Annotated in this window: 18 protein-coding genes and 1 pseudogene; all 19 read left to right on the forward strand. The window is 62.2% G+C overall.

Annotated features, from left to right (window positions below):
- Positions 1-12 precede the first annotated feature (12 nt).
- Positions 13-531 (forward strand): type VI secretion system effector Hcp1, encoded by a 519-nt coding sequence (hcp1, locus tag BN1133_RS01275; RefSeq protein WP_050664774.1) that lies wholly within the window; start codon positions 13-15, stop codon positions 529-531.
- Between the two features lie 332 nt (positions 532-863).
- Positions 864-2,777 (forward strand): annotated as a pseudogene (locus tag BN1133_RS01280) (type VI secretion system Vgr family protein); the annotation flags it as partial.
- A 1,078-nt stretch (positions 2,778-3,855) separates the two neighbouring features.
- Positions 3,856-5,208 carry a tetratricopeptide repeat protein gene (locus tag BN1133_RS01285; protein WP_050664758.1) on the forward strand — a complete coding sequence of 451 codons (1,353 nt, stop codon included), beginning with the start codon at positions 3,856-3,858 and terminating at the stop codon, positions 5,206-5,208.
- Positions 5,209-5,916: 708 nt separating this feature from the next.
- Positions 5,917-6,420, forward strand: a complete 504-nt coding sequence (tssB, locus tag BN1133_RS01290) for a type VI secretion system contractile sheath small subunit (RefSeq protein WP_050664759.1) — start codon at positions 5,917-5,919, stop codon at positions 6,418-6,420.
- Positions 6,421-6,445: 25 nt separating this feature from the next.
- Positions 6,446-7,924 carry a type VI secretion system contractile sheath large subunit gene (tssC, locus tag BN1133_RS01295; protein ID WP_050664760.1) on the forward strand — a complete coding sequence of 493 codons (1,479 nt, stop codon included), beginning with the start codon at positions 6,446-6,448 and terminating at the stop codon, positions 7,922-7,924.
- A gap of 6 nt (positions 7,925-7,930) precedes the next feature.
- On the forward strand, positions 7,931-8,362 hold the full coding sequence (gene tssE, locus BN1133_RS19465; RefSeq protein WP_082177855.1) for a type VI secretion system baseplate subunit TssE: 432 nt from the start codon (positions 7,931-7,933) through the stop codon (positions 8,360-8,362).
- A gap of 6 nt (positions 8,363-8,368) precedes the next feature.
- A complete protein-coding gene (gene tssF, locus BN1133_RS01305) occupies positions 8,369-10,135 on the forward strand; it encodes a type VI secretion system baseplate subunit TssF (protein WP_050664762.1) in 1,767 nt (588 codons plus the stop codon).
- Positions 10,099-11,097, forward strand: a complete 999-nt coding sequence (gene tssG / locus BN1133_RS01310; protein WP_050664775.1) for a type VI secretion system baseplate subunit TssG — start codon at positions 10,099-10,101, stop codon at positions 11,095-11,097. The genes tssF and tssG overlap by 37 nt, the downstream gene beginning before the upstream one ends.
- A 2-nt stretch (positions 11,098-11,099) precedes the next feature.
- Entirely contained in the window at positions 11,100-12,308 is a 1,209-nt protein-coding gene (gene tagH, locus BN1133_RS01315; RefSeq protein ID WP_050664763.1) for a type VI secretion system-associated FHA domain protein TagH, read from the forward strand.
- The gene (tssJ, locus tag BN1133_RS01320) at positions 12,308-12,823 is read left to right on the forward strand and encodes a type VI secretion system lipoprotein TssJ (protein ID WP_050664764.1); all 516 of its coding nucleotides are present in this window, start codon (positions 12,308-12,310) and stop codon (positions 12,821-12,823) included. Before tagH ends, tssJ begins: the two co-directional genes overlap by 1 nt.
- A 2-nt stretch (positions 12,824-12,825) precedes the next feature.
- Positions 12,826-14,163: a type VI secretion system baseplate subunit TssK gene (tssK, locus tag BN1133_RS01325; protein ID WP_050664765.1), complete on the forward strand. Its 1,338-nt coding sequence runs from the start codon at positions 12,826-12,828 to the stop codon at positions 14,161-14,163.
- 11 nt (positions 14,164-14,174) lie between these two features.
- Positions 14,175-14,951, forward strand: a complete 777-nt coding sequence (gene icmH / locus BN1133_RS01330; protein WP_050664766.1) for a type IVB secretion system protein IcmH/DotU — start codon at positions 14,175-14,177, stop codon at positions 14,949-14,951.
- Between the two features lie 14 nt (positions 14,952-14,965).
- On the forward strand, positions 14,966-17,581 hold the full coding sequence (tssH, locus tag BN1133_RS01335; RefSeq protein ID WP_050664767.1) for a type VI secretion system ATPase TssH: 2,616 nt from the start codon (positions 14,966-14,968) through the stop codon (positions 17,579-17,581).
- Positions 17,582-17,583: 2 nt separating this feature from the next.
- Positions 17,584-19,122, forward strand: coding sequence for a sigma-54 interaction domain-containing protein (locus BN1133_RS01340; RefSeq protein WP_050664768.1), 1,539 nt, complete (start codon positions 17,584-17,586; stop codon positions 19,120-19,122).
- The gene (gene vasI, locus BN1133_RS01345; protein WP_050664769.1) at positions 19,122-19,697 is read left to right on the forward strand and encodes a type VI secretion system-associated protein VasI; all 576 of its coding nucleotides are present in this window, start codon (positions 19,122-19,124) and stop codon (positions 19,695-19,697) included. Before BN1133_RS01340 ends, vasI begins: the two co-directional genes overlap by 1 nt.
- An 8-nt stretch (positions 19,698-19,705) precedes the next feature.
- Positions 19,706-21,085, forward strand: a complete 1,380-nt coding sequence (gene tssA, locus BN1133_RS01350; protein ID WP_050664770.1) for a type VI secretion system protein TssA — start codon at positions 19,706-19,708, stop codon at positions 21,083-21,085.
- A 25-nt stretch (positions 21,086-21,110) separates the two neighbouring features.
- On the forward strand, positions 21,111-24,608 hold the full coding sequence (tssM, locus tag BN1133_RS01355; RefSeq protein WP_050664771.1) for a type VI secretion system membrane subunit TssM: 3,498 nt from the start codon (positions 21,111-21,113) through the stop codon (positions 24,606-24,608).
- A 43-nt stretch (positions 24,609-24,651) separates the two neighbouring features.
- Positions 24,652-26,058 carry a VasL domain-containing protein gene (locus BN1133_RS01360; protein ID WP_050664772.1) on the forward strand — a complete coding sequence of 469 codons (1,407 nt, stop codon included), beginning with the start codon at positions 24,652-24,654 and terminating at the stop codon, positions 26,056-26,058.
- Positions 26,059-26,291: 233 nt separating this feature from the next.
- Positions 26,292-26,579 (forward strand): type VI secretion system PAAR protein, encoded by a 288-nt coding sequence (locus BN1133_RS01365; RefSeq protein ID WP_050664773.1) that lies wholly within the window; start codon positions 26,292-26,294, stop codon positions 26,577-26,579.
- The last annotated feature ends 166 nt before the right edge of the window (positions 26,580-26,745 follow it).

Raw genomic sequence — 26,745 nt, forward strand, 5'->3', positions numbered from 1 at the left:
AGGAGCAATACCATGCCAACTCCGTGTTATATCAGCATCGAAGGCAAGACCCAGGGCAACATCACCGCTGGCGCCTTCACCTCCGAGTCCGTCGGTAACATCTTCGTGCAAGGCCACGAAGACGAGATGCTGGTTCAGGAATTCAACCACGTGGTGACCGTGCCGACCGATCCGCAATCCGGTCAGCCGGCTGGCCAGCGTGTGCACAAGCCCTTCAAGTTCACCGTCGCCCTGAACAAGGCCGTACCCCTGATGTACAACGCCCTGGCCTCTGGCGAGATGCTGCCGAAGGTGACCCTGAAGTGGTACCGCACCTCCGTCGAGGGCAAGCAGGAGCACTTCTTCTCTACCGTGCTGACCGATGCCACCATCGTCGACATCGACTGCCAGATGCCCCACTGCCAGGATCCGGCGAAGTCTGACTTCACCCAGCTGATCCAGGTCTCCCTGGCCTATCGCAAGATCGACTGGGAGCACACCGTGGCCGGTACCTCCGGTGCCGACGACTGGCGTGCCCCGATCGAAGCGTAATCGCTTCACCCTCATTGAGTTATTCCTTGCAGTAGCCTGGGCCGCCTTGGGCGGCCCGTGCAATTTCCCCGGTCTGGTGTGCCGGCCGGGGCTTTTCTGTTTTGCCATCGCCCCGTCTGGCCTGCCGGCGCCAGGGCGTCGCGATGGCAAAGCAGTAAAGGGATGCCCCTGAATGCAGAGACCGTCAGCCTGTCACCCGTTTCCCCCTATCTTCGTCTGCCCTGGATGCACCGGAGAGGGCGGTAGCGTGGCGAGCGGGCGGCGGCTCCCGTTTGCCCAATTGAGCCGGGGCGCGATGGCGCGCGCCGCGAGAAGATGAAGAGAGGAAGGCCATGGCGAATCAAACCGGATTGCAGTTCACGGTCAAGGTGGGGGCGCTGCCCCCCGAGACCTTTGCGGTGGCGGCCTTCCGGCATCAGGAGTCGCTCAGTGCCCCCTTCACCCTGAGGCTCGAGCTGGCCAGCCCCCAGCCGGACATCGACGTTGCCGCCGTGCTGGATCAGCCCTGCGAGCTGCTGGTGTGGTATGACGGTGAGCTGCAGCGGCGGGTGTGCGGGGTGGTGAGCGAGTTTGCCCAAGGGGACAGCGGCTTTCGCCGCACCCGATACAGTCTTGAGGTCAAACCGGCCCTGTGGCGGCTGGGCCTTCGCCAGAATTCGCGCATCTTCCAGGCGCAAAAACCTGACGAGATCATCAGCATCCTGCTGCAAGAGGCGGGGATCACCGACTACGCCTTCGCGCTGAAAAATGAGCATGCCCAGCGCGAATACTGCGTGCAATATCGCGAAAGCGATCTGGCGTTTGTGAACCGCCTCGCCGCCGAAGAGGGGCTCTTCTACTTTCACGAGTTTGAAGCCGGCAAGCACCGCATTATCTTTGCCGACGATGCCGCAGCGGTGACCCAAGGCCCCGAGCTCTTCTTTAACCTCGGCAACCGCTCGCTGGAGCAGGGCCCTTACGTGCGCCAGTTCCACTATCGGGAGGCGGTGCGTCCAAGCGATGTGGAGCTCAAAGACTACAGCTTCAAGACCCCGGCCTATGCCCTTAGCCACAAGAAGGCGGGCAGCGAGCTCGACCATCAACGGGATAGCTACCAGCACTTCGACTATCCGGGGCGCTTCAAAGAGGACCCGAGTGGCAAGGCCTTCGTCCAGCACCGGCTCGATGCCCTGCGCAATGACGCAGTCAGCGGTAGCGGCAAGTCCAACAGTGCCGCGCTGCTGCCAGGGCAGTTCTTCTCGCTCACCGAGCACCCGAACGCCAGCCTGAACTGCGACTGGCAAATCGTACGCATTCAGCACACCGGCGAGCAGCCCCAGGCCCTGGAAGAGGAGGGGGGCAGCGGCCCGACCGTCTATCACAACGAGTTTGCGGTGGTGAAGGCGAGCACCACCTGGCGCCCGCAGATCCCCCACAAGCCCATGGTGGACGGGCCGCACATCGCCACCGTGGTGGGCCCCGAGGGGGAAGAGATCTACTGCGACGAGCACGGCCGGGTCAAACTGCAATTCCCGTGGGACCGCTATGGCGAGAGCAACGATCAGAGCTCCTGCTGGGTGCGGGTGAGTCAGGGCTGGGCCGGCGGCCAGTACGGCATGATGGCCATCCCGCGTATCGGCCACGAGGTGATCGTGAGTTTCCTGGAAGGGGATCCGGACCAGCCGATTATCACCGGGCGTACCTATCACGCCACCAACCGGCCGCCGTACCCGCTTCCGGCCAACAAGACCCGCACCGTGCTGCGCACCGAGACTCACCAGGGCGAGGGCTTCAACGAGCTGCGTTTCGAAGACCAGGCGGGGCAGGAAGAGATTTATATCCACGGTCAGAAGGATCTCAACGCACTCATTGAAAACGACGTGGCCTGGCACATCAAAAACGACGAGTACCGCGACATCGACAATGAGCGGGTGACCCGCATCAAGGCCAATGACCACCTGACGGTGGAGGGTGAGAAGCGCGACCAGATCAAGGCCGACTACTCACTGACGGTCGATGCCAGCCTGCACCAGAAGCTGGGGCAGAGCTGGCTCACCCAGGTCGGACAGGAGATGCATGTCAAAAGCGGCGCCAAGGTGGTATTGGAGGCAGGGTCTGAAATCACCGTCAAGGTGGGCGGCTGTTTTATCAAGGTCGATGCCGGTGGTGTCACCCTGGTGGGGCCCACCATCAAGATGAACTCTGGCGGCAGCCCGGGCTCTGGCAGCGGTTGGGGAGGCAAGGCTCCAGGCCTGCCCAAGGGGGTGGCAAAACCCGATGCACCACCGGCCCAGATAGAGGGGCCTGTATCCACAAAGAGCATGGACTCTCTGGCGCCCTTGTCGGTAACTGCCTCTCCTTCAGACAAGGCTGTGGCAAAGAAGCCGCCGACTCAGGTGATGGGGGGCAACGATTCCATTACCTCTGGCAATACGGCAAGCACGGTCTCCAATCAGGCTGCCGTCAGCGTGGATCGTTGGAAGATTCCCCCCGCGGGAGCCGGGTTACCCTTGCCCATCAACACCTCCGGCCCTGTCGAGAAGAAAGTGGTCGCCGTCTCTTATTTGCCCGTCGCCCAGGCATTGAATGATGCCGGCGAGACCTTTATGACCGGGTCTATGTTAGATAACGGCATGTTATCTCGTCGCGATGATAAATTAATGTTCAGCATTGCCCGGAACACGCTCGTCGATGACAGTGTTGTTTATACGTTGGAATTGGCTCATCAGAGAGAGAGGCCTGGCGCCGGGATCAGAAACCATGCGGAGTATGCTTATTGGGCCCCCCAAGGCGGGTTCGTTGATATACCTCTTCATCCGGAAAATGGCGAGCCTCACTATGTTTTTACTCCTGATTTTTCAGGGTGTTGCATTGTGGTAGACAGGCTTGATGAGAGCACGCTCAGGGTCAGGCACGTAGAGGGTGGTAAAGAGAAGGCACAATATAATGACCTGCCCGCTGCAGATGTCGGAGAGGGCATGGTGGGGTGCATGCTGTACGATGATTACGGCATACACGACGGGAAGGAAAACCGATGTGGTTTTGCCTATATGGTCTATAGGGAAAGCCAGTGGGTCATAAAGTGGCAGTCTAATGTTGGTACTCTGAAGTTGGTGAATAAGAAGACCGGTGGTTATTTCTCGAAAACTAAAGAGTCTGAATATGCCCTTGTCTCGATCCCTCCCGAGGTTTTCGCCTCAGGTGCCCGTGACGTCAATGTCTGAATAGCCCAAAGAAGGGAGACATGAAGGGCGCAGACCGCTCAGGCGATGATGCGATTGTAGTCGGCTCGTTGCAGGCCCCGCTGCCCGTTCGCCTCTCTTTTCACTCAGTATGGATTTTCCCATGATACACCGTGCTTTATGGTTGGCGCTGACGAGCGGTTTGCTCGCCGCCTGTACATCCACCTCCTCCCTCACCGACGCCAAACTGGCGCAAGCGGCGACTCAAGGCGATGGGCGGGCTCAGTATGAGCTGGCCACTCGCCTCGCAGCCAAACCCGATTACCCGGAAGCCATGAGATGGATGAAGCGCGCCGCCGATGGCGGTGAGCTTGGCGCCGATAAGGGGACACGAGCCAAGGCCTCCTTGCAGGTGGGGGAGTGGTATCAGGCCGGGCTCGGTGAGCCAAAGGATCCGGCCAAGGCTCAACTGTGGTGGCGCAAGGCTTCCCGCCTCGGCAGTGGCATCGCCGATTACCGCCTTGGGGTGGCCTGTCAGGCAAGCCACGGGGGCAAGGTGGTCGCAGCTTGTATCGATGACTTCGAATCGGCGGCCGAACGCGGCAACGCCGACGCCCAGCTGGTGCTGGCCGCTTGGTATGGGAGTAAACCAGAGCAAGGGGAAGAGGCGGTCGAGTGGTTTGAGAAAGCCGCCAAACAGGGTAACAAGGACGCCCAGTATGAGCTGGCTCGTCGCTATGAAACGGGCAATGGCATCCTCAAGAGCCGTGCAGAGGCCGAGCGTTGGTATGTCCGAGCCGCGGCTCAGAAACAGCCACAGGCCCTGCTCTGGATGGGGCGGGAATCCAGTGGTGAGGAGTCACTGCACTATTACCAGCAAGCGGCCCATGAAGGGGTCGCCGAGGCACAACTCTGGCTCGCCATGGCCTATCTCACCGGTGATCGGCTCGAGCGTGATGAAGAGATGGGTCGCTACTGGCTAGAGCGCGCCGCCCAGAGCGGCTCCCATGAGGCTCAATATCAGCTCAGCCTGCAGCAAGGGGATGCCGATGAGCGAGAGCGCTACCTGATCCTGGCGGCTCAAGGGGGGCTCCCCAAGGCGCAGCTGGCGCTGGGAAAACTCTATCGGGAGCAGGGTAAACAGACTCAGGCCAGAGCATGGTTTGCCAGGGCTGCGGATCAGGGCGATGAACGGGGACGCCTGGCCTATGCCGAGATGTTGCGATGGGGTCTGGGTGGGGAACATGACTACCCCGCCGCTTACCGGGAGTATCGTCTGGCTGCCATGCAGGGAAATCGCATGGCCCAATATCGGATGGGGGCCATGCGTGAAGAGGGGTTGGGTGGGCCGAAGAATCGCCTGCATGCCTATGCATGGTTCTCACTGGCGGCGACCGATGGCATGGAAGAGGCGATCAAGGCGCGCGATGAGCTGGAGTCGGGGATGAAGCCCGACGAGGTGAAGCAAGCCCAGCGGTTAGCCCAGCACTGGTTTGGTAAACAACAGAAAGGATAGAGTGGGGCAGCCGAATGGCTGCCTCCTCATTTTTGGATACTTGTCGGCGCAGATCGAGGCTTTGACGGCTCGAGTTACCCTTGTTGATTCATCTCAAACTAACAGATTGAAATGAGTGCCAATTTATTTCTTTATTAGTGACTCATGGTTTTTATTTTTTATTTTATTACTTTTCCAGGCCACGTTTTGTACATACCTGTCAGATCTGACAGGTGACATTTCTGGCGGCGGCAGGTTTTGTCGCAATGTGTTGTTTTGATAATTGATTATAACGGAAGTCTAATTTCACCCCTTGATTTCCCACTCTGATTGATTATTTCCTCTTTTGTCATTGCTTGTACAATAATGAGGCTGTGCAGAATATACTTGTTTGTTTTTAAAGGCTTTTTTGTTTGGTTGTTATTGAGTCCAACATCTGATTGACCCGGTGAATCAATCATGTATATCATTCTGCGCAAATTGGCCGTCGAGCCACTAAAAAAGATTTGGTCAAAGAACCAAGTTACTAATCGGGTTGTTAATAAATACGGTTTTATTGTGCTTTGAGTAATTAGAGCCTGCGCTCAAATTGCTCAGGGCATGCCGTTGCAGGTCGCTACCGGTAGTGCCGGTAATATGGCAATGTCAAACTGTCAGATGTGGCAGGTTGCATATTGTCTGGCGACCTTACACTTCAGGCCTGCGTTGGCCTCTACATGGTATATGAGCATGGGAAAAGGAACTGATGGCGTAAGCGTTGCGCCCAAAGAGCGGATTAACATCAAATATGTACCTGCCACGGGTGGGCAGCAGGCGGAGATCGAGCTGCCTCTGACCATGATGGTGGTCGGTAACATGAAAGGACGCACCGAAGAGACGCCGATCGAAGAGCGTCAGACTGTCTCCATCGACAAAAATAACTTCTCTTCCGTCATGAAAGAGTCGGGGCTGGAGCTGAGCTTCAGCGTGCCGAATCGCCTGGAAGAAGGCAGCCAGGATGACCTTCCGGTCAAGCTGAGCTTTGCCTCCATGGCTGATTTTGCGCCCGATAGCGTGGCCGAGCAGGTTCCCGAGCTGCGCAAGCTGCTCGAGCTGCGTGAGGCACTGGTCGCCCTCAAGGGGCCCCTGGGTAACATCCCCGCCTTCCGCAATCGTTTGCAGGATCTGCTTTCCAGCGAAGAAGCCCGTGATCAGCTGCTCAAAGAGCTGGATCTGGTTAAGCCTGCCGAGTGATCGGCCTGACTGAAGAGAGTTGAATATGTCTGTGGTTGAAGAACAAGTACAAGCCGGTGTCGCCGGCACTTCGGGGTCCCTGCTCGATGAGATCATGGCGCAGGCCCGCATCACTCCGGTCGATGAAGGGTACAGTGTTGCCAAGCAGGGTATCGCCGCCCTGGTGGCCAATATCCTGGATAGCGGCAATGCGGCCGAGCCGGTCAACAAGGCCCTGGTCGACAGCATGATCGTCGAGCTGGACAAGAAGCTCAGCAAGCAGATGGACGTGATCCTGCACGCCAAAGAGCTGCAGGAGCTGGAGTCCACCTGGCGTTCCCTGAAGCTGCTGGTCGACCGCACCGATTTCCGTGAAAACATCAAGATCCAGGTGCTGCACGCCACCAAGGAAGAGCTGCTGGAAGACTTCGAGTTCGCACCCGAGATTACCCAGTCCGGCTTTTACAAGCACGTCTACTCCACCGGTTATGGCCAGTTTGGTGGTCAACCCATCGGCGCCGTCATCGGTGACTATGCGATGACCCAGAGCTCACCCGATATCAAGCTGATGCAGTACGTGAGTGCCGTGGGTGCCATGGCCCATGCCCCCTTCATCTCATCGGTGGCTCCCACCTTCTTCGGGGTCGACAGCTTTACCGATCTGCCTTCCATCAAGGATCTCAAGTCGGTCTTCGAAGGCCCGGCCTATACCAAGTGGCGCTCCCTGCGTGAGTCGGAAGATGCCCGTTATCTGGGGCTGACCGCTCCCCGTTTCCTGGCGCGCCTGCCCTACGATCCGGTTGAGAACCCCATCAAGACCTTCAACTACAAGGAAGACATCAGCGGCGACCACGATCACTATCTGTGGGGCAACACCGCCTACCTGATGGGGACCGCCCTCAACGACAGCTTTGCCAAGTATCGCTGGTGCCCGAATATCATCGGTCCCCAGAGCGGTGGTGCCATCACCGACCTGCCCGTACACGTCTACGAGGCCATGGGTCAGCTGCAGGCCAAGATCCCGACCGAGGTGCTCATCACCGATCGTCGTGAATACGAGATGGCCGAAGAGGGGTTTATCACCCTGACCATGCGCAAAGACAGCGACAACGCCGCCTTCTTCTCCGCCAATTCGGTGCAAAAACCGAAGATCTACCCGAACACCAAGGAAGGCAAAGAGGCCGAGACCAACTACAAACTCGGTACCCAACTGCCCTACATGTTCATCATCAACCGCCTGGCCCACTACATCAAAGTGTTGCAGCGCGAGCAGATCGGCTCCTGGAAAGAGCGTCAGGATCTCGAGCGCGAGCTCAATGGCTGGATCAAGCAGTACGTGGCCGATCAGGAGAACCCGCCGGCAGACGTGCGCAGCCGCCGTCCCCTGCGTGCCGCCCAGATCAAGGTGCTGGATGTCGAGGGTGAGCCGGGCTGGTATCAGGTTGCCATGTCCGTGCGCCCGCACTTCAAGTACATGGGCGCCAGCTTCGAGCTCTCTCTGGTAGGCCGTCTGGACAAGGAATAAGGTCTCATGCCGTCTCTCTCATCCTGGGATAGAGGGAGTGCGGCAAGCCTGTTCGAACGCATTCGTGGGGAGGGGGCCAACCCCTCTTCACGAAGCGATGTCGAGATCCTGATTGAGTCGGTCAAGCGTCAACTCGATAGCGTACTGAACACCCGACCCGGCGGATGCCGCAGCGCACCCGATTTGGGGGTCATCGATTTCAACGATGCCACCCAGGGGGGCGCCGACATTCACGGTCGGATCCGTGAAGCCATACGGCAGTGTATTCGCCGCTATGAGCCTCGCATCGTACACGTCGATGTGCGCTCGCCAGACCATCAGGCCAGCCCTCTTGAGATGTCCTTTCAAGTGACGGCTCATGTACGGCTGGAGGAGATAGAGCAGGTGACCGCCTTCAATATCCATATGGACAGCCACCGCCACTATCGAATGGTGTGATGATCTATGCCACTGGAACACTTTTTCAGGGATGAATTGTCTTACTTGCGCCTGCAGGGGCGCGAGTTTGCCCATGCTCATCCCGAGCTGACCCGCTTTCTCTCCGAGCAGACCACGGATCCCGATGTGGAGCGTCTGCTGGAGGGGTTCGCCTTTCTGACCGGGAGTCTGCGGGCCAAGATCGAAGACGAGTTTCCAGAGCTGACCCACGGTCTGCTCGGTATGCTCTGGCCCAATTACCTGAGGCCGGTGCCGAGCATGACCATCATGCAGTTTTCTGTCATTCCCGGTGCCATCAACCAGCCCGCGCTGGTCGAGCGTGGCTGTCAGCTCGACAGCCTGCCGCAGGATGACGTGGTATGCCACTTCCAGACCTGTCACGATGCCTGGGTCTATCCGGCCGATATTCGCGAGACTCGTGCCCAGAGCGGCAACGATCTCTCGACCATCACCCTGGATATCGCCCTCCATGGGCCCCTGACCCTGGCCGAGTTGCAGCTGGACAAGCTCTGCTTCCATCTGGGGGGAGACAGCTATACCGCCTATGAGCTCTATTACTGGCTGTGCGGCCAGCTCTCCCATATCGAGTTGGAGATCGATGGCAAGCGCTTCCGGCAGGAGGCCTCGGCCCTCAAGGCCATCGGTTTCGAGCGGGAGGATGCCCTGCTGCCCTATCCGGGCAACGTCTACTCCGGGTATCGCATCTTGCAGGAGTTTTTCTGCTTCCCCGAAAGCTTCCTCTTTTTCAACCTCTCCGGTGCCCAGTGGCCCAATCAGCCGCTGCCGGTGAGCGATTTTCGTCTGAGTTTCTGTTTCGACAGGCCCCTGCCTGCCGAGCTGAAGATCCGCCCGGACTCCTTCATGATCAACTGTGTGCCGGCGATCAACCTCTTCTCCCACGACAGCGAACCCATCAGTCTGGATGGGCGCCAGACCGAGTATCCCCTCAAGGCAAGCTATCGCCAGGCAGACAGCTTCGAGATCTTCTCGGTCGATCGGGTCGAGGGCTGGGTCGAGGGTAATCTGGGCCGTTCCCGTGGCATGGTGCGGGAGTACCAGCCTTTCGAGAGTTTCCAGCATCAGATTGAGCGGGCCAGAGGGCGTGAGGCCCTCTACTACCGGGTTCGGGTTCGCGAGGCGGTGAGCGGTGATGGTTTCGATCACTCACTGGCATTTGTGCGGGGGGATGAGACCGAGGTGCTCGAGCTCGACGAGTCGGTGTCGGTGACCCTGACCTGTACCAATCGCTCCAAGGCATCCCAACTCAGGGTGGGGAGCATCTGTGTGCCGACCGGGAGCTCCCCCTCGTTTGCCACTTTCCGCAATCTGACCAGGCCGACCCGTCCCCTGCGCCCCGCGCTGGATGGCAGCCTGCACTGGACCCTTATCTCCAACCTCTCCCTCAACTATGTCTCGTTGCTGCGTCGGGATGCGCTGGTGCAGATCCTGCGTACCTACGATTTTCCGGCGCTCCATGACAAGCAGGCCGAGCTGGCCTCGCGCAAGCGCCTGGCCGGTATCGAGAACATAGAGACCCGGCCGGTCGATCGCCTGGTGCGCGGCATGCCGGTGCGGGGGCTGAAGTCAGAGCTCTTGATGCGTCAGAGCGCCTTCGGCAGCGAAGGGGAACTCTATCTCTTCGGTACCGTGCTGGCTCACTTCTTCTCCCTCTATGCGAGCGTGAATGCCTTTCACCTGCTGGAGGTGGTCAACCTCGATAACAAGGAGCGCTACCGATGGCCGGTACAGATTGGTCAGCACTCCATGATGTGATCGAGGCCGACGAGGCCCCCCGCTTCAACTTCTTCCAGCTGGTCGAGCTCATCAGTCGACTCGAGCAGGTGGATCAGGAGGGGGGGCTCGACTATCTGCCCGCCGAGGAGAGGATCCGCTTCAAGGCGACCGCCTCCCTGGGGTTCCCCACCAGCGATGTGCTCGGGGTCAGTCGGGATCGGGAGGGTCGCCATCAGCTGGAGGTCGCCTTCCTCGGCCTGCACGGCAGCCAGTCCCCCATGCCCGGTTATTACCTCGACGATCTGGCCTGGGAGTATGCCCAGGGGGAGCCCAAACTCGGTCTCTTCCTCGACTTTTTTCATCACCGCCTGCTCACCCTGCTCCACAGGGTGTGGCGCAAATACCGCTACCACGTTCGCTTTCAGGACGAGGGGGAGGATGGCTTCTCTCGCCTGATGTTTGCGCTGGTGGGGCTTGGCAACCAGGTGGTGCGCGAGAGCCTGCCGGTCAACCGGGCCAAGATGCTCTCCTATGCCGGGATGCTGGCCAGCCCCAGCCGCTCTCCCGAAGTGGTGGCCGGTCTGGTCTCCCACTGTTTTGACCTGGAGCAGGTCGAGGTACAAGCGTGGCAGCCGCGCAAGGTGCCTATCCATCCGGACCAGCAGAACCGTCTGGGCAGTGCCAACAGCACGCTCGGGGGTGATCTGGTGATAGGGGCGCGGGTCAACGATTGTGCCGGCAAGTTTTTACTGCGCCTCAACGATCTCGGCTTCGAGCAGTTTCTGAGCTTTCTTCCCAACGGAGAACACTTTCAGCCTCTGGTGCGGTTTGTCTCCTTCATCCTGCGCGATCAGCTCGCCTGGGATCTGCGCCTGGGCTTCGGCCCCGAGCAGGCTCGCGGGCTCTGCCTGGGTGAGGAGCAGAGTGGCCGACTCGGCTGGAGCAGTTTTCTGGGTCAGCCTCCGAGTGACCCCTTTGTGACCATATGCGTGCAGGAGTAACCGTGAACGCCTTTAACCAAGCCCTCTCCCTGGTGGTGCTCAACAGCGAGCAGCTCGAGGGAGGAACCCGGGTCCAGTACCAGTTTGATCAGGACGGGGGCACTCTCGGCGCCTCCGAACTGGACGACTGGCAGCTTAGAGACCGCCTGGGGGCCGTGTTGCCGGCCCATGCCCGTATCGAGTTGCACGACGGCCACTACTGTCTGTGCGACCTGAGCGGCCAGACCTTCATCAATGGCGCGACCGCCCCCATCGGGCGTGGTCGCAAGGTGCATCTGCAGCAGGGGGACGAGGTGGTCGTCGGCCCCTATCGGCTGCGGGTTTATCTGGGGGCGGTGCAGGCCGACCCCAGCATAGAGCAGGTGCTCGGCAACCGTCCTGCCGAGGAGCTTGATGACTGGCTCGCCAGCGATGCCCCCTCGGTGACCGATGAGCCGGTCAGCCGTGAGAACGACCCCCTCTGGGCCCTCGAGCAGGCCCATGCAGCCGCCATTCATCCGACGGCGCAGCGGGATGAGCCATCCCTCTATACCGCCCCGTTCAATGCCCATTTCACATCAGAGGACACCATGGATCAGGAATTTATCGATATGCCCCACATCGACAGCCGTCACGCCCCCTTCCCGGGGCTGGACGAGCAGGATCATGTTGCCCTGACCCCCCTGATGCGTGGGCTCGGGCTGCATCTGCATACCCGGGATACCCAACAGGCTCACGACATGCTCGAGGAGATGGGCAAGACCCTGCGTACCATGGTGGAGGGGCTGCTGGCCCTGCAACAGGAGCAGGCCGCCCTGGCGGACAAGCACCTGCGTCCCATCGAGGATAACCCCCTGCGCCTGGGTCTCGACTACGAGGCTACCCTGCCGCTGCTCTTCGCCGATGGCAAGAGCCCGGTCCATCTGGCGGCCCCGGCCGCGGTGGCCGAGGTGCTGCGCAACGTGCGCATTCACCATCTTGCCAACCAGCAGGCGATCGCCACCGCCCTCGGCTCCATCTTGCAGGCCTTCTCCCCCGAGGCGTTGCTGGGCCGCTTCGAGCACTACCGCCGCAGCGGCGAGGCGACCGATGAGGGGTGGGCCTGGGAGATGTACCAGCACTACTACCGGGAGCTCACGTCGGTGCGCCAGCAGGGTTTCGACAAGCTGTTCCATCAGGTCTATGCCCAGGCCTATGACCGGGCCGTGCGTGAAGAGCAGGGGCTGATCTGATGATGCGCTCCCTGCTCCTTGGCTCACTGCTGATGCTGCTGGCCGGTTGTACCACCATGGGGAAGATGGCCGACGTCGCCATGAATCCGGACATTCAGGTGGGCAGTCATGATGACCAGCCCTCGACCCTGGGATTGAGCCTGCTGGCCGAGCCGGATGTGAACCCTAACGAGAGCGGGGAGGCCGCGCCCATCGAGTTTCAGGTGGTGGTGCTGGCAGAGGATTCGAAGCTGCTTGCAACCGACTATGACCAGGTGACCGAGGATATCGAGAAGGCCCTGGGCAAGAACTATCTGGAGCACCAGGACTACACCCTGTTGCCGGGCCAGTTTAAATACTTGCCGCCGGTCAAGCTCGATGAGAAGACCCGCTACATCGGGGTGATCGCCCGCTATGCCGACCCCGACAGCGCCGAGTGGCGCAAGGTGATCAAGGTCAAGAGCAAGGGGCGGGCCTACCAGATCCTGGTGCACCTGCGCCTGGATGAAGTCGAACTGAAAAAAGAAGAAGAATAACCATGTCGAGCAGAAATCGGGTTATCTGGCGTGAGGGGCTCTTTATCAAGCCCCAGCACTTCCAGCAACAACAGCGGCATGCAGACTATCTGCTGCATGCGCGCTTAAGCGCCCTCGGCGACTACCTGTACGGGGTCCAGTCGCTCCTCATCAACGAGGAGTATCTCAACTTCGGACGGATCGCCCTGGTCTCAGCCAGTGGCGTCATGCCCGATGGCACCGTGTTCCATATTCCCGGCGATGATCTCCTGCCGACTCCGCTGGAGATCACCGATGCCTCGGTGGCCAATCAGAAGGTCTATCTGGCACTGCCTCTGTCGGTGAGCGGTGTCAACGAGGTGAGCGAGCAGGGTCAGCAGATCGCCACCCGGCTGCAGGCCCATCGCCACGACATCCGGGATCTCCACAGCGAGGGGGGCGATGTAACCTCTCTCGAGGTGGGGCGGGTGAGCCTGCGTCTCATGCTGGAGCGTGAAGACCGCAGTGCCTACGCCTCCCTCGCCATCGCCCGTATTCTCGACAAGCGGCCGGACGGCGGGCTGGTGCTCGATCCCAACTTTATGCCCTGCAGCATCAGCGTGGCCGCGATCCCTACTCTCAAGCGGTTCCTCGGCGAGTCGGCGGGTCTGGTGGCCGAACGCGCCCGCAGCCTCTCCCAGCGCATTGCCGCCCCCGGCCAACAAGGGGTGGCCGATGTGGCCGAATTTATGATGTTGCAGCTTCTCAACCGGGCCCAGCCCCAGCTGTCGCACCTGGCTCGTCTCGGTACCCTCCATCCGGAGCGGTTGCACGAGGCCCTGGTGCAACTGTGTGGCGAGTTGATGACCTTCACCGACGAGTCGCGCCTGCCCCCCGAATTCCCCGCCTATCGTCACGACGATCAGCAAGTGAGTTTCGAGCCCGTCATGCAGGCCCTGCGCCAGGCGCTGAGTACAGTGCTCTCGCCGCGCGCCGTCTCCATCCAGCTGCGCAAGCACCAGTATGGGGTCATGGTGGCCGTGGTCGGGGAGAGCGAGCTGATGCAAAGCGCCGACTTCGTGCTGGCGGTGCGGGCCCGCATGCCCCAGGAGCAGCTGCGCAAACAGCTGTTGCAGCAGACCAAGATCGCCTCCAGCGACAAGATCCGGGAGCTCATCAGCCTGCAACTGCCGGGGATCCCCCTGCTGCCGCTGCCGGTGGCGCCGCGTCAGCTGCCCTATCACGCCGGTTACAGCTACTTCCAACTCGACCGGCAGAGTCCGGCCTGGCAGATGCTGGCCCAGGGCAACACCCTGGCCTTTCACATCGCCGGCGATTTTCCCGAGCTCGACATGCAGCTCTGGGCCATCCGCAGCCAATGACGAGGTGAACGATGACGAGCGACATCATCAAGAACGAGCAACTGAGCGATCTGCTCTACGACCATGCCGAGCAGATCGACATGGATTCCGACTACTGGTTTCGTCTGCGTGGCCACAGCATCAATCCCATGATCGACGCGGCCACTCCGCTGCTCGGTATGGTGCAGCGGGTGCGCCAGCTGTCGACTCACGACCGGGTCGGTGAGCTCTACCACAGGGTTGTCACCGAGATTCAGGCCATCGAGCAGGAGCTGGTGGCACACGGTTACGAGAATGGCGTGGTCCTCTCGTTTCGCTACATCCTCTGCACCTTTATCGACGAGGCGGTGATGGGGCGGGAGTGGGGCAGTCAGAGCGAGTGGTCGGAGCACTCCTTGCTGACCCGCTTTCACAACGAGACCTGGGGCGGGGAGAAGGTCTTCGTCCTGCTTGCCAAGCTGCAGGAGGAGCCGAGCCGTTACCGGGACATCCTCGAGTTCATCTACCTGTGCCTGTGCCTCGGCTTCGAGGGCCGCTATCGGGTGATGAGCAACGGTCGGGAGGAGTTTGAGCGCGTGGTGCGTCAGCTTCAGCGCACCCTCTATCCGGAACAGACCCGGGCGCCGACCGTCTTTCACCTGGATCTGGGGCGTCAGCCCTCGCACTACCGCCTGAGCCGCCAGCTCTCCCTGCGCACCCTGTCCATCGTGACGGCGCTGGCGCTGGCCTTCATCTTCGGCCTCTATCACTACCAACTGGATAACCAGACCCAGGACCTGCTGCGTCAACTGGGCGAATTATTAAAATAAGAGGAGAGCACGCCTTGATTCGAATCGAACTGCCGGTATTGGTTGAACGACTCAACCCCATCTGCCGCCACATGCTGGAAGAGGCCGCCGCCCTCTGTGTGAACCACCAGGGGGCCGAGATCCGCATCGAGCATCTGTTGCTGCGCATGATGGATACCCCCCTCTCCGACGTCCGCCAGATCTTCAAACGAGCCGACGTGGAGCTCGACGAGCTGCGCGCTCTGCTGCAACCCAACCAGGCCGAGCGAGGGTTCGATCAGGGGTATCCCTCCTTCTCACCCCTGCTGGTTGAGTGGTTGCAAGACAGCTGGTTGCTCGCCTCTGCCGAACTGCAACACGGCAAGTTGCGCAGTGGCGTCATGCTGCTGGTGCTGCTGATGACACCGACGCGCTACCTGTCTGCCTCTGTGGTCCGCCTGCTGGCCAAGGTGAACCGCGAGCTGGTGCGCCAGCAGTTCGATGAGTGGGTACGCGAGTCTGCCGAGACCGAGGTCAGCGGCGGTGCCCAGAGCGGTGACGGTGCCCCCGTCGCCACCGATGCGACCCTGTTGGGACGCTTCACCCAGAACGTGACCGAGCAGGCGCGCCAGGGCAAGCTCGATCCTGTCCTGTGCCGGGATCACGAGATCGATCTGATGATCGACATCCTCTCTCGTCGCCGCAAGAACAACCCCATCGTGGTGGGGGAGGCGGGAGTCGGCAAGAGCGCCCTTATCGAGGGGTTGGCCCTGCGCATCGTGGCGGATCAGGTTCCCGAGAAGCTGCGCGAGGTGGAGCTGCTGAGCCTGGACCTCGGTGCCATGCAGGCCGGTGCCTCGGTCAAGGGGGAGTTCGAGAAGCGCTTCAAGGGGGTCATGCAGGAGGTCAAGGAGTCGGTTCGTCCCATCATTCTCTTCATCGACGAGGCCCATACCCTGATCGGGGCCGGTAACCAGGCCGGTGGGCTGGATGTCTCCAATCTGATCAAGCCGGCCCTGGCGCGCGGTGAGTTGCGCACCATCGCCGCCACCACCTGGAGCGAGTACAAGAAATACGTGGAAAAAGACGCGGCCCTGTCGCGCCGTTTCCAGCTGGTCAAGGTGGGTGAGCCCAACGCCGATGAGGCGACCGTCATCCTGCGCGGTCTGCGCACCATCTATGAGAAGGCCCATGGGGTGCTCATCGATGAAGCGGCGCTGCAGGCGGCCGCCCAACTCTCGGCCCGCTACGTCTCCGGGCGTCAGCTGCCGGACAAGGCCATCGACGTGCTCGACACCGCCTGTGCCCGGGTCGCGATCAACCTGACCACGCCGCCCCGCGCCGTGAGCCACCTCGGCAACGCCCTGCGCCAGCGCGAGCTCGAGATCAGCCAGCTCGAGCGCCAGAGTCGCATCGGCCTGGGTGACAACGCCGAGCGCCTGGCCGAGCTCACTGCCGCCCAGGAGGCCGACCGCATCGCCCTGACCGAGCGTCAGGCGCAGTGGCAGCAGCAGCAGGGGTTGGTACACAGGATCGTCGAGCTGCGCGCCGCCCTGCTCGACGGTGAGCAGCCCCAGGCCGAAGAGGGGGCGGAAGAGATGCCCTCCCTGACCGGGGAGCTCTCCCGCCTCGAGGAAGAGCTGGCCGCGCTGCAGCAAGATTCGGTGCTGGTGTCGGCCCATGTGGACAAGATCCAGGTGGCGGCGGTGATCGCCGAGTGGACCGGGGTGCCCCTGAATCGCATCTCCCAGGGGGAGCTCGATGTGGTGACCCGACTGCCCGAGTACCTGGGCGCCACCATCAAGGGACAAGGGGTGGCGGTGGAACATCTGCACCGTCATCTGCTCACCGCCCGTGCCGACCTGCGTCGTCCCGGCCGTCCGCTGGGGGCTTTCCTGCTGGTAGGCCCGAGCGGGGTGGGCAAGACCGAGACCGTGGTGCAGATCGCCGATCTCATGTTTGGCGGTCGCCAGTACCTGACCACCATCAACATGTCCGAGTATCAGGAGAAGCACACCGTCTCTCGCCTGATTGGCTCTCCTCCCGGCTATGTGGGGTTCGGCGAGGGTGGCGTGCTGACCGAGGCAATCCGCCAGAAGCCCTACTCTGTGGTGCTGCTCGATGAGGTGGAGAAGGCCCATCCGGATGTGCTCAACCTCTTCTACCAGGCCTTTGACAAGGGCGAGCTGGCCGACGGAGAGGGGCGCGTCATCGATTGCAAGAACGTGGTCTTCTTCCTCACCTCGAACCTGGGATTCCAGACCATCGTCGATTATGCCGAGCGTCCCGACGCCCTGCTGGACGCCCTCTATCCCGAACTCGCCGCCTTCTTCAAGCCGGCGCTGCTGGCGCGGATGGAGGTGATCCCCTACCTGCCGCTTGGCCACGATACCCTGGTCGAGATTGTGGGGGGCAAGCTCAAGCGTCTGATCACCCTGCTCAAGGAGCGTTTCGGTGCCGAGGTGGAGATCCCCGGCGAGGTGCACGAGGAGATCCTGCGCCGCGCCAACCGCAGCGAGAACGGTGCCCGCATGCTCGAGTCGGTGATCGACGGCGCCCTGCTTCCGCCTGTCTCCCTGCAACTGTTGCAGCGTCTCGCCGCCGGGCAACCCATCAGCCGGGTTCACTTCCGGGTCGAGGACGGTGAGTTCAGAGCCGAGGTGGAGGGCTAAGCATGCAACAGGCGCTCGAGTTTGCCCTGTCGCTCATTTCGGCCCGGGACGAGGCCCCCCTCGGCGAGTGGCTGCTGACCACCCTGCGCGAAGGGTGGTCTGCGCAAGGGGCCCTGCTGGCGCGGGTTGCCCCCAGCGGGCGAGATCTCAACTGCCAGGGGTGGATGGGAGAGAATGCCGTCACCCTGACTCTGGGGGTGGATGACTTCAGTCACCCCATCGCCTTTGTGCTACACAAGGGGCAGGCCCGTACCTGGGACTCCCTCTACGGTGGCGCCCGTGTCGAGCACGCCGGTTTTCGGAGCATGCTGGGTGGCGCCGGGCAGCACTGCGGCATGTTCTGTCTGCCCCTCAAGGACGGGGAGGGCAAGCTGCTGGCCGTGCTGGCCCTGTTCGACGAGGCCGCCCGCCTCGAGCAGTGGGAGCAGGACGAGTCGTTAACGCTGCTGAGCGCCCTCTTTATCCGCCAGCTCGGCCTCATCCGGGAGTTGGGCCAGTCACGCCGTGGCGAGAGCGCCCTGCGCGATTCCCTGCGCCAGCTCAAGGGCGAGGGGGAGCAGCGCCGTCAGCTGGATCTGCGGTTGGAGCAGAGCCTGATTGGCCAGTCGGCACAGGTGCGCCGTCTGCGCGAGCAGGTCAGCCAGGCTGCCGGCCATCGTCTCAGCGTATTGATCCAGGGGGAGACAGGCTCCGGCAAGGAGGTGGTGGCCCGTCTGCTGCACCAGTGCTCGGCCCGCAGCGACAAACCCTTTGTCGCCATCAACTGTGCCGCCATTCCGGAGAACCTCATCGAGAGCGAGCTGTTTGGCTATCAGAAGGGGGCCTTCTCCGGGGCCCAAAACAACAAGACAGGGCTCATCGCCCAGGCCTGCGGCGGCACCCTTTTCCTCGACGAGGTAGGGGACATGCCCCAGGCGATGCAGGCCAAGCTGCTGCGGGTGCTGGAGACCCGTAGCTTCCGCCCGCTCGGCAGCGACCGTGAGTACCACTCGGACTTTCGCCTGGTGGCGGCCACCCACCAGCCCCTGGAGCAGCACGTGGAAGAGGGGCGTTTTCGCCAGGATCTCTACCACCGTCTCTGCCAGTGTCTGCTGCGGGTGGCTCCGCTGCGCGAGCGGCCCGACGACATCCCCCTGCTCAGCCAGCACTTTATCAACCAGTTCGCCGCCCAGGAGGGCAAGAGCCTTGCCGGCATGCAGCGCAGCTTCCTCAAACAGCTGGTCGGGTATGACTTCCCGGGCAATGTGCGGGAGCTCAAGAACCTGCTGGAGGTGGCCTCGGCCCATACCCCGGATGGGCGGGAGATCCGCCTCGAGGCGCTGCCGGCGACCCTGCGCGAACGGGTCTGCACCGAGCATGCACCGGTTGAGGATGACTTCTATCACATCCGGGATCTGCGCCAGGCGATGCAGCAGTATGAGGCCTCGGTCATCGAGGCGCGGCTGCGCTACTTCCAGGGCAATCGCATGCTGGTGGCCGAGAGCCTCAACATTCCCAAGCGCACCCTGGATCACAAGTGCCAGAAGCTGGAGGTGAACTGATGAGTAGTCTGTTGCTTGTCCCCCTGTTGGCGCTTCAGGGGAGTACCGTCGACTGGCAGGCCCAGTGGCAGCAGTGCCGCAACGAGCCGGCGCCTCTGGTACGGCTGGCCTGTTATGACACCCTGGGACTGCGTCAGGAGCAGAGCAGCGATCCGGGCCGTGCCGAGGCATGGCGCGAGATCCAGCAGCTGGAGTCGGCCCGTGAGGGGCAAAGTGCCCCCTTCATGCTGACCGAGCGGGGGGAGACCCTCACCCTGACGCGCCCGGCCTTGCGCGGCGCCACCCTCTCCATCGCCTGTGCCAGCAGTATCACCCGTATTCGTGTGCGCCTCGACACCCCCTGGCAGGGGGAGGTGCAAGGGGAGGTGGATGGCAAGCCGGCGTCGGCAAGCTGGTTTGTGCGCGACGGTGGCTATCTGCTCGAGTTCGGACGTGGCTTGCCCGCCATCGATGAGCTCAAGCACTGGAGCGCCGGGCGCGAACTCACTCTGAGGGGCGAGGGAGCCCAGCTGCGTGTCGATCTCACCGGCCTGGGGGCGGCTCTCGCCCCCCTGCGCCAGCAGTGTCGTTGGTAGGAGGCAAGATGGCTCATGCCCACCCCTGGTGCCAGCGACTGTTGGCCCCCTTGCCGGAGGCCGCCGTCTCTGCCGCCGTCGCTGCCGACGACCCGCTCTGGGAATCGGTCGAGACCGAGTTGGTCAAGCTCGGCTCCCTGGCCCACAGTCAGGTGGATCTCGGCAAGGTCTCCGGCGACTGCCTGACCCTGCTCGAGAGCCGCACCAAGGACATGCGGGTACTGGCCCAGTTGCTGCGTTGTCTGCAGCATCCGGCCAAGGCGACCCCCTTTGCCACCGCCCTGATGCTCCTCGACGCCTGGGTCGAGGCCTATTGGGACAAGGCCTTCCCGGCCAGCGCCCTGCAGAAGCAGCGGGTACTCTCCCAGATCATCAAGCGCTTCGAAGGGGTGCTGGGGCGGGTCTGCGAACAGGGGTCGGCGGCCGAGCTCAGGCAACTGCTTACCCTGGCAGAAGGGTTCGAGCAGCGTTGGCTAACGATGGCTCCGGACAAGGAGGCGTTGCTCGGCGAGCTGGTGATGACCCTGCGCCGGGCACAGCGCCGTCAGGAGGAGCAGGCCAAGGTGGATGCCGCTCCGGTGGCAGCGCCCGTGGTGTCGGCAGCGACCGGTGGTGGCTCGGGGGCTCAGATCGATGCCTCGAGTGAGCGGGCCTGGCGTCAGAGCCAGCTCAAGGTGGCCGAGCTCCTGATCGAGCAACAGCCCGAGGCACCCATCGGTTATCGTCTGCGCCGCAACGCCATCTGGAGCACCATCACGGCGCCCCCCATGGCCAGCAAGGGCAACAAGACACCGCTCGCCCCCATGTCGGCCGACATGGTGGAGGAGTATCGCGCCGCCCTCGCCCAGCCCGACGCGGCCCTGTGGGGGCGCATCGAGCAGAGTCTCACGCTGGCCCCTTACTGGTTTGAGGGGCACCAGCTCTCGGCCATGGTGGCGACCCGTCTGGGTCAAGGCGCCGTGGCCGAGGCGATCCGCGAGGAGCTGGCGGCCTTCATCGAGCGTCTGCCTGCCCTGCGAGAGTTGGCCTTCAGCGACGGAACCCCCTTCCTCAGCGCCGAGTGTGGCCAGTGGTTGCAACCGGGCAGTGCCGCACAGGGGGAGGGGCACACCTCGCTGCAAGGAGAGCTCACCAGCTGTTGTCAGGGTCAGGGGCTGGCGGCTGCGCTGGCGCTGCTCGACGAGCGGCTCGGTCGCATCAAGGAGCCACGAGAACGCTTCTACGGCCAACTGGCGGGGGCCGAACTGCTGGCGGGGGAGGGGATGAAGAGCCTCGCCGCCCAACACTATCAACACCTGTGGCAGGAGGCCGTGCGTCTCGGCCTTGCCCAATGGGAGCCCGGGCTGGTCAGCCGCCTGGAGCGTCACGCGACCTCCCGGTCGAGCTGATACATTCGGAGTTGCATTTTCAGTTATGTTTAAGACCATTTTTACCTTTATGAAACAGCTCGTTGGCAAGCTTAAGCCCTCCTGGGCCCTGGTTGGCATCGTGCTCTGGACCCTGGTCCTGCTCCTCGTCTGGTGGTTGGGGCCGGTCCTGCAACTGGGGGAAAGCCAACCCCTCAAACCCCTGTGGACCCGGGTGGTATTTACCCTGCTTTGGCTCTGGCTGATCCTGGGCATCCTCTCCTGGCGGATGTGGAAGAAGATGCAGCAGCTCAAGGCCGAGCGACGGGATCAGGAAGAGAACGAGGCCGATCCGGTCAAGCCTCTGGTGGAGGCCCAGGGGCACTTCCTCGACCGCTGGCTCGATGCCCTGCGCGAGCAACTGGGCAAGGGGGCACTCTATGCCATGCCCTGGTATCTGGTACTGGGTGCGAGTGGCAGCGGCAAGAGCAGCCTGATCCACCGTGCCAATCCCCCCAGTCGCCTCAATCCCCGTCTGGATGCCCAGTTGAGGGATCACGCCTCTGAGCTGGCCGTGGAGTGCTGGGTTGGGGAGCAGGCGGTGATGCTGGATCCTGACGGTACCCTTCTGGTGCACTCTGAGTCTGAATTGGCCCCCAACGAGCGACGCAGTGAGCGACTCTGGCAGCACCTGCTCCAGTGGGTCGCCGAGCATCGCCGTCGCCAGCCCCTCAACGGCCTGGTTCTGGCGGTGGACCTCGGCTGGCTGGCCCAGGCCGGTGTCGCCGAGCGCAAGGCCTATGCCCAGCTGATGAAGGCTCGTCTGCAGGAGGTGAGCCTGGCCATGAATACCCGGCTTCCCCTCTATGTGGTCTTTACCAAGCTCGATCTGCTGCGCGGCTTCGATGCGCTCTACCAGCAGTTGGACAAGGCCGGACGCGAGGCGGTGCTGGGGGCCACCTTCAGCCCGGATGCCAGCAGCGGCAAGGGGTGGCTCGGTGAGTTGGAAGCCTTTTGGGAGCAGTGGGTGGGCCAGCTCAACGGCAACCTGCCCGCCATGATGACCCAGGGCCTCGATGCCAGTCAGCGTGCGGCCCTGTTTGCCTTTACCCGCCAGCTGGCCGGTCTGCGGGATTACGTGCTGGAGCTGCTTGGCGAGATCCTCGACGAGCGTGACAGCAAGCCGCTGCTGATGCGGGGTGTCTATGTGAGCTCCGTCTATCAGCAGGGGGTCCCTTTCGATGCCTTCATTCAGGCGACCGCCCAGCGCTATGAGCTGGCCGAGCCGATCCACCCGGCCCTGCGCGGTGAGTCGACCACCTATTTCGTCAAGGGGCTCTTCTCCGGCGTCATCTTCCCCGAGGCCCATCTGGCCGGTGAGAACCGCCTTCACACCCTCTATCGCCGTCGCCGCATGGCCATCGGTGTCGGTTGTCTGGGTCTGGCGGGGGCTCTGCTGGTGGCTGGATGGCACCACTTCTACCGGGTCAACGAGGCGGCGGGACGCACAGTGCTGACCAAGGCGCAGGCCTTTACCGATACCAATGAGCTCAGCGGCCAGCAGGGATTTGGCTACAGCCAGCTACCCCGTCTTAACCTGATCCGCGAGGCGACCCTATCGTTTGGCAACTACCGGGAGAAGACCCCCTGGATCGCCGATCTTGGCCTCTATCAGGGTGATCAGATAGGCCCCTATGTGGAGGGCACCTATCTGCAGCTGCTGCGCCTGCGCTTCCTGCCCGCCGTGATGGCCGGCCTCAAGGGAGATCTGGAGCGGGTGCCGGCAGGCAGTGAAGAGAAGCTCGCCATCTTGCGGGTGATGCGGATGCTGGACGATGCCTCTGGCCGCAATCGGGAGTTGGTCGAGCAGTTTATGGCCAATCGTTGGCAGGCCGCCTTCCCGGGTCAGGGCGCGCAGCAGGAGCAGCTGATGGCGCACCTGGACTATGCCCTGCAACACACCGACTGGTATGGATCACGCCAGCAGAAGGATCAGGCCGCCATTGAGGCCTTCATCCCCTTCCGCGAGCCTATCCGCACCGCCCAGATCGAGCTTGGCAAGCTGCCCATGTTCCAGCGGGTCTACCAGAGCATGGTGGCGCGCGGGCAGGAGCAGCTGCCGCCGGATCTGGCCCTGCGCGACGAGGTAGGGCCCACCTTCGATACCGTCTTCATGATGCGTAACGAGGCCGCCGGCAGCGTGCCGCGCCTGCTGACCTGGAGCGGTTTTAGCGAGTTCTTCCTCAAGCAGGATCAGGCCCTGGTGGATCTGACTGCCATGGATGCCTGGGTGCTGGGGCAGCGCAAGCAGACCCACCTGAGCGATGCGGATCGCAAGGAGATCACTCGTCAGGTGAACGATCGCTACGTCACCGATTATGTAAACCAGTGGCAGAAGGTGATGGTGAATCTGGATGTGCAGCCCCTGACCACTCCCGAGCAGGCGCTCGATGTGATCGCGGCCATCACGGGTAACGATCAACCCTTCCAGCGGGTACTGGCCACCCTGGACGACAACACCCGGATCCGTCAGCTCTCCGACGACGAGAAGGACATGAGCCAGGCTCTCTCGGCCCGGATCGGTCGCCCCTTCCTGAACACCAATGCCGTGCTGAGCGGCCGTGGCGAGCAGGGGCCCCTTATCTCCGAGGTTAACCAGAAGCTCACCGAGCTCTACCACTACCTCGAGCTCATCGTGAACGCCACCGACCCGGGACAGTCGGCTCTCAAGGCGGTGCAACTGCGCCTTGGCAACAAGTACGCCGATCCGGTCTTCGCCCTGCAGCAATATGCCCGTGGCCTGCCCGAGCCCCTCAACCGTTGGGTCGGTCAGTTGGCCGAGCAGAGTGCCCAGCTGGTGGTCGATCTGGCCATGTCCTCCCTCAATCAGGAGTGGCAGGAGAAGGTGGTGACCCCCTTCAACAACCAGCTGGCCGGTCGCTACCCGTTCGATATGAACGCCGCCAAGGATGCTCCCCTCTCCGAGATGGAGCGCTTCTTCGCGCCGGGCGGCACCCTGGACAGCTTCTATCAGACCAACCTCAAACCCATGGTAGAGAGTGGTCTGCTACAGGGAGAGCTGGGGTCGCCCATCCAGGCCGAGCTGGTCAAACAGCTGGAGAGGGCGGCACGTATCCGTCAGACCTTCTTCAACAGCGAGGGGAACCTGGAGGTGCAGTTCGCCCTGGAACCCATCGAGCTCACGGCCAACAAACGGCGCAGCGTCATCAATATCGACGGACAACTGCTCGAGTATGCCCATGGCCGCCGTACCAAGACGCCGCTCATCTGGCCCAACACCATGCGTGACGGGGCCGAGAGCAAGCTGACTCTGGTGCCGGCCAACCGTGAGCACTCTCCGCGCAGCCAGGGGTATGTGGGGCCCTGGGCCATGTTCCGCCTGATGGACAAGGGAGAGCTGACCAAGGTGAGCGAGGCGACGTTTGACGTGCGCTTCCCGGTCGATCAGGGGGCCATGACCTATCGGGTCTATACCGATGCGAGCCACAACCCCTTTGCCGGCGGCCTCTTCAGCCAATTCCGTCTGCCCGAGACCCTCTATTAACCCGAGTGGGGCCCAAGGGCCCCGCTTTAACTGGACACACGTCATGCAAGAGACACAGCAGGCCCTCAAGGTGGGGCGCGATCCCCGTATGTTGCCCGAATACGAGGCGCTGCGAGCCGAAATCAACAAGCTGAGCCATGCCTCCCGTCCCGAGGTGGACTGGGCCCTGGTACACAGGTTGGCGACCCGTATCTTCGAGCAGCACGGCGTCGATCTGCAGACGGCCCTCTACTTCACCCTGGCGCGCTCACGGCTGCAGGGGTTAAACGGCTTTACCGAGGGCTGCGAGTTTTTGGCCAACCTGATTGTGACCCAGTGGGATGCCTTCTGGCCCCCACGCCAACAGGAGCGCGCCCGCATCGAGATGCTCGACTGGTTTATCGCCCGGATCAGCGATGTGGTGCGCCAATACTCCATCAGCCACGAGGAGAAGCGTCTGGTCTATCGCTGCGAGCGGGCGCTTCAGCTTATCAGCGAGAGACTGCACAACGCGGGGCTGAGCCGTATTCCACGCATCGAGAATCTGATCCACTTCATCGAGGGGTACACCCATCTGTTTGACGAGACCGAGATCGTCATCGTCTCCGATGAGCAGAGCCTGCGAAAAGAGGATATGCAGGTTCCCCCCATGGTCTTTTTCAAGTCTGACGGGGAGCATGAGATAGCCTCGTCCGCCCCGGCGCTGCCCCAGGGGAGCATACTGGTCGGTCGGGAGAAGGGGGCGGTCAAGCCCACAGTGTTGAAAATTGAGGCCCACAAGAAGCCCAAGCCGGCCTGGTTCTGGTTTGCCTGTGGCCTGCTCACCTGCGCCATTCCCGTGGCAGCAGGATGGGGCTGGCAGCAACAGCGTCAGGCGACGGAACAGGCGGTGGCCCTGCTGCAGCAACCGGCCGGACTTCTGCCCAAGGCGCCGGCCTATGAGGAGATCCGCCGGGTTCGCATCGCCGTCGGTGAGCAGGCGCTGCAGGGTATGGAGGTGGATCTCGTCTCTGACTATCAACGGCAGCTGGAACGGGTCGAGCAGGCCTCTCCCCTGGCACTCATCCGCTATGGCGACGGGCTGCGGGACTCTTTGCAACTGCTCTATCCCGATTCGCTGGCCGTCAAGGCCATGGACCGCCAGTGGCAGGAGAGCCTGCAGCGTTATCTGGGACAGAGCGCCCAGGGTGAGGCCTATCTCTATGCCCAGGACGGAGTGGCGGATCTGCTGGACCGACTGCAGGAGCTGGAGCGTCAACGCAAGACGGTCACCATCTCCTACCTCAAGGGGGCCCTCTACGAGATCCAGAAAAACCTGACCGCGGGTGAGCCTTTCTCACAGCGTCTGGATGCGCTCGAGCGTCGCAAGGCGGCCAGTGATCCCCTCTCCCCGGCTGAGATCAAGGGGATGGAGGATGAGCTCAAGGGACTGGGTATTCGTCTTTATAACCTGCAAAGGCCAAAGGGCTAGTCACGTGTTCTGCCTGGCGCAACAGCTTGCGCCAGCGTCGAAATATTATGCTGACAAGGCAAGGCGTGCAGTGGTAAACGGCGGTTTTGCGCAACAAATTGCGCATCCGGCCGGTTCACATCGGGGGATTAGTGAAAAACCGTTGAATATGAAGCGGTTTTTGTTCCATGCCAGTTGGCATGTTGCCTGCTAATCGGCTGTCAGGTGATCCCCCTTATCCGGAGAAGATAACTATGTGCCCATCCATCGCCCTGCTGGGCGACATCGGAACCGATCACGACGGTTTTCACCCCTCCCCGGTGATCGCGGCGAGCCCGGACGTGTTTCTCGATAACAAGCCGGTGGCGCGCCAGGGTGATCCCCTGGAGCCCCACGACAAGCCCAACAACCCGCCCCATCCCCGCTCCATCTCGGGTGGCGTGGGCTCTGTGCTGGTCAACGGCAAGCCCATCGCGGTCACCGGTAGTGCCGTCGGTTGTGGCGGCGTGGTGATCGGCAGCGGCAGTGGACAGGCGGGCTGAGCCCGCTCCCGGCCGGGATGAACAAGCCCGCAGCGGGCGAATCAAGAGATTGCATGAGGCGCGAGATGGCCAATAACACAGGATTACAGTTCACGGTCAAGGTGGGGGCGCTGCCCCCCGAGACCTTTGCGGTGGCGGCCTTCCGGCATCAGGAGTCGCTCAGTGC

Origin of the sequence: Aeromonas schubertii (assembly GCF_000820105.1) — a bacterium.
GTDB classification, from domain to species: domain Bacteria; phylum Pseudomonadota; class Gammaproteobacteria; order Enterobacterales; family Aeromonadaceae; genus Aeromonas; species Aeromonas schubertii.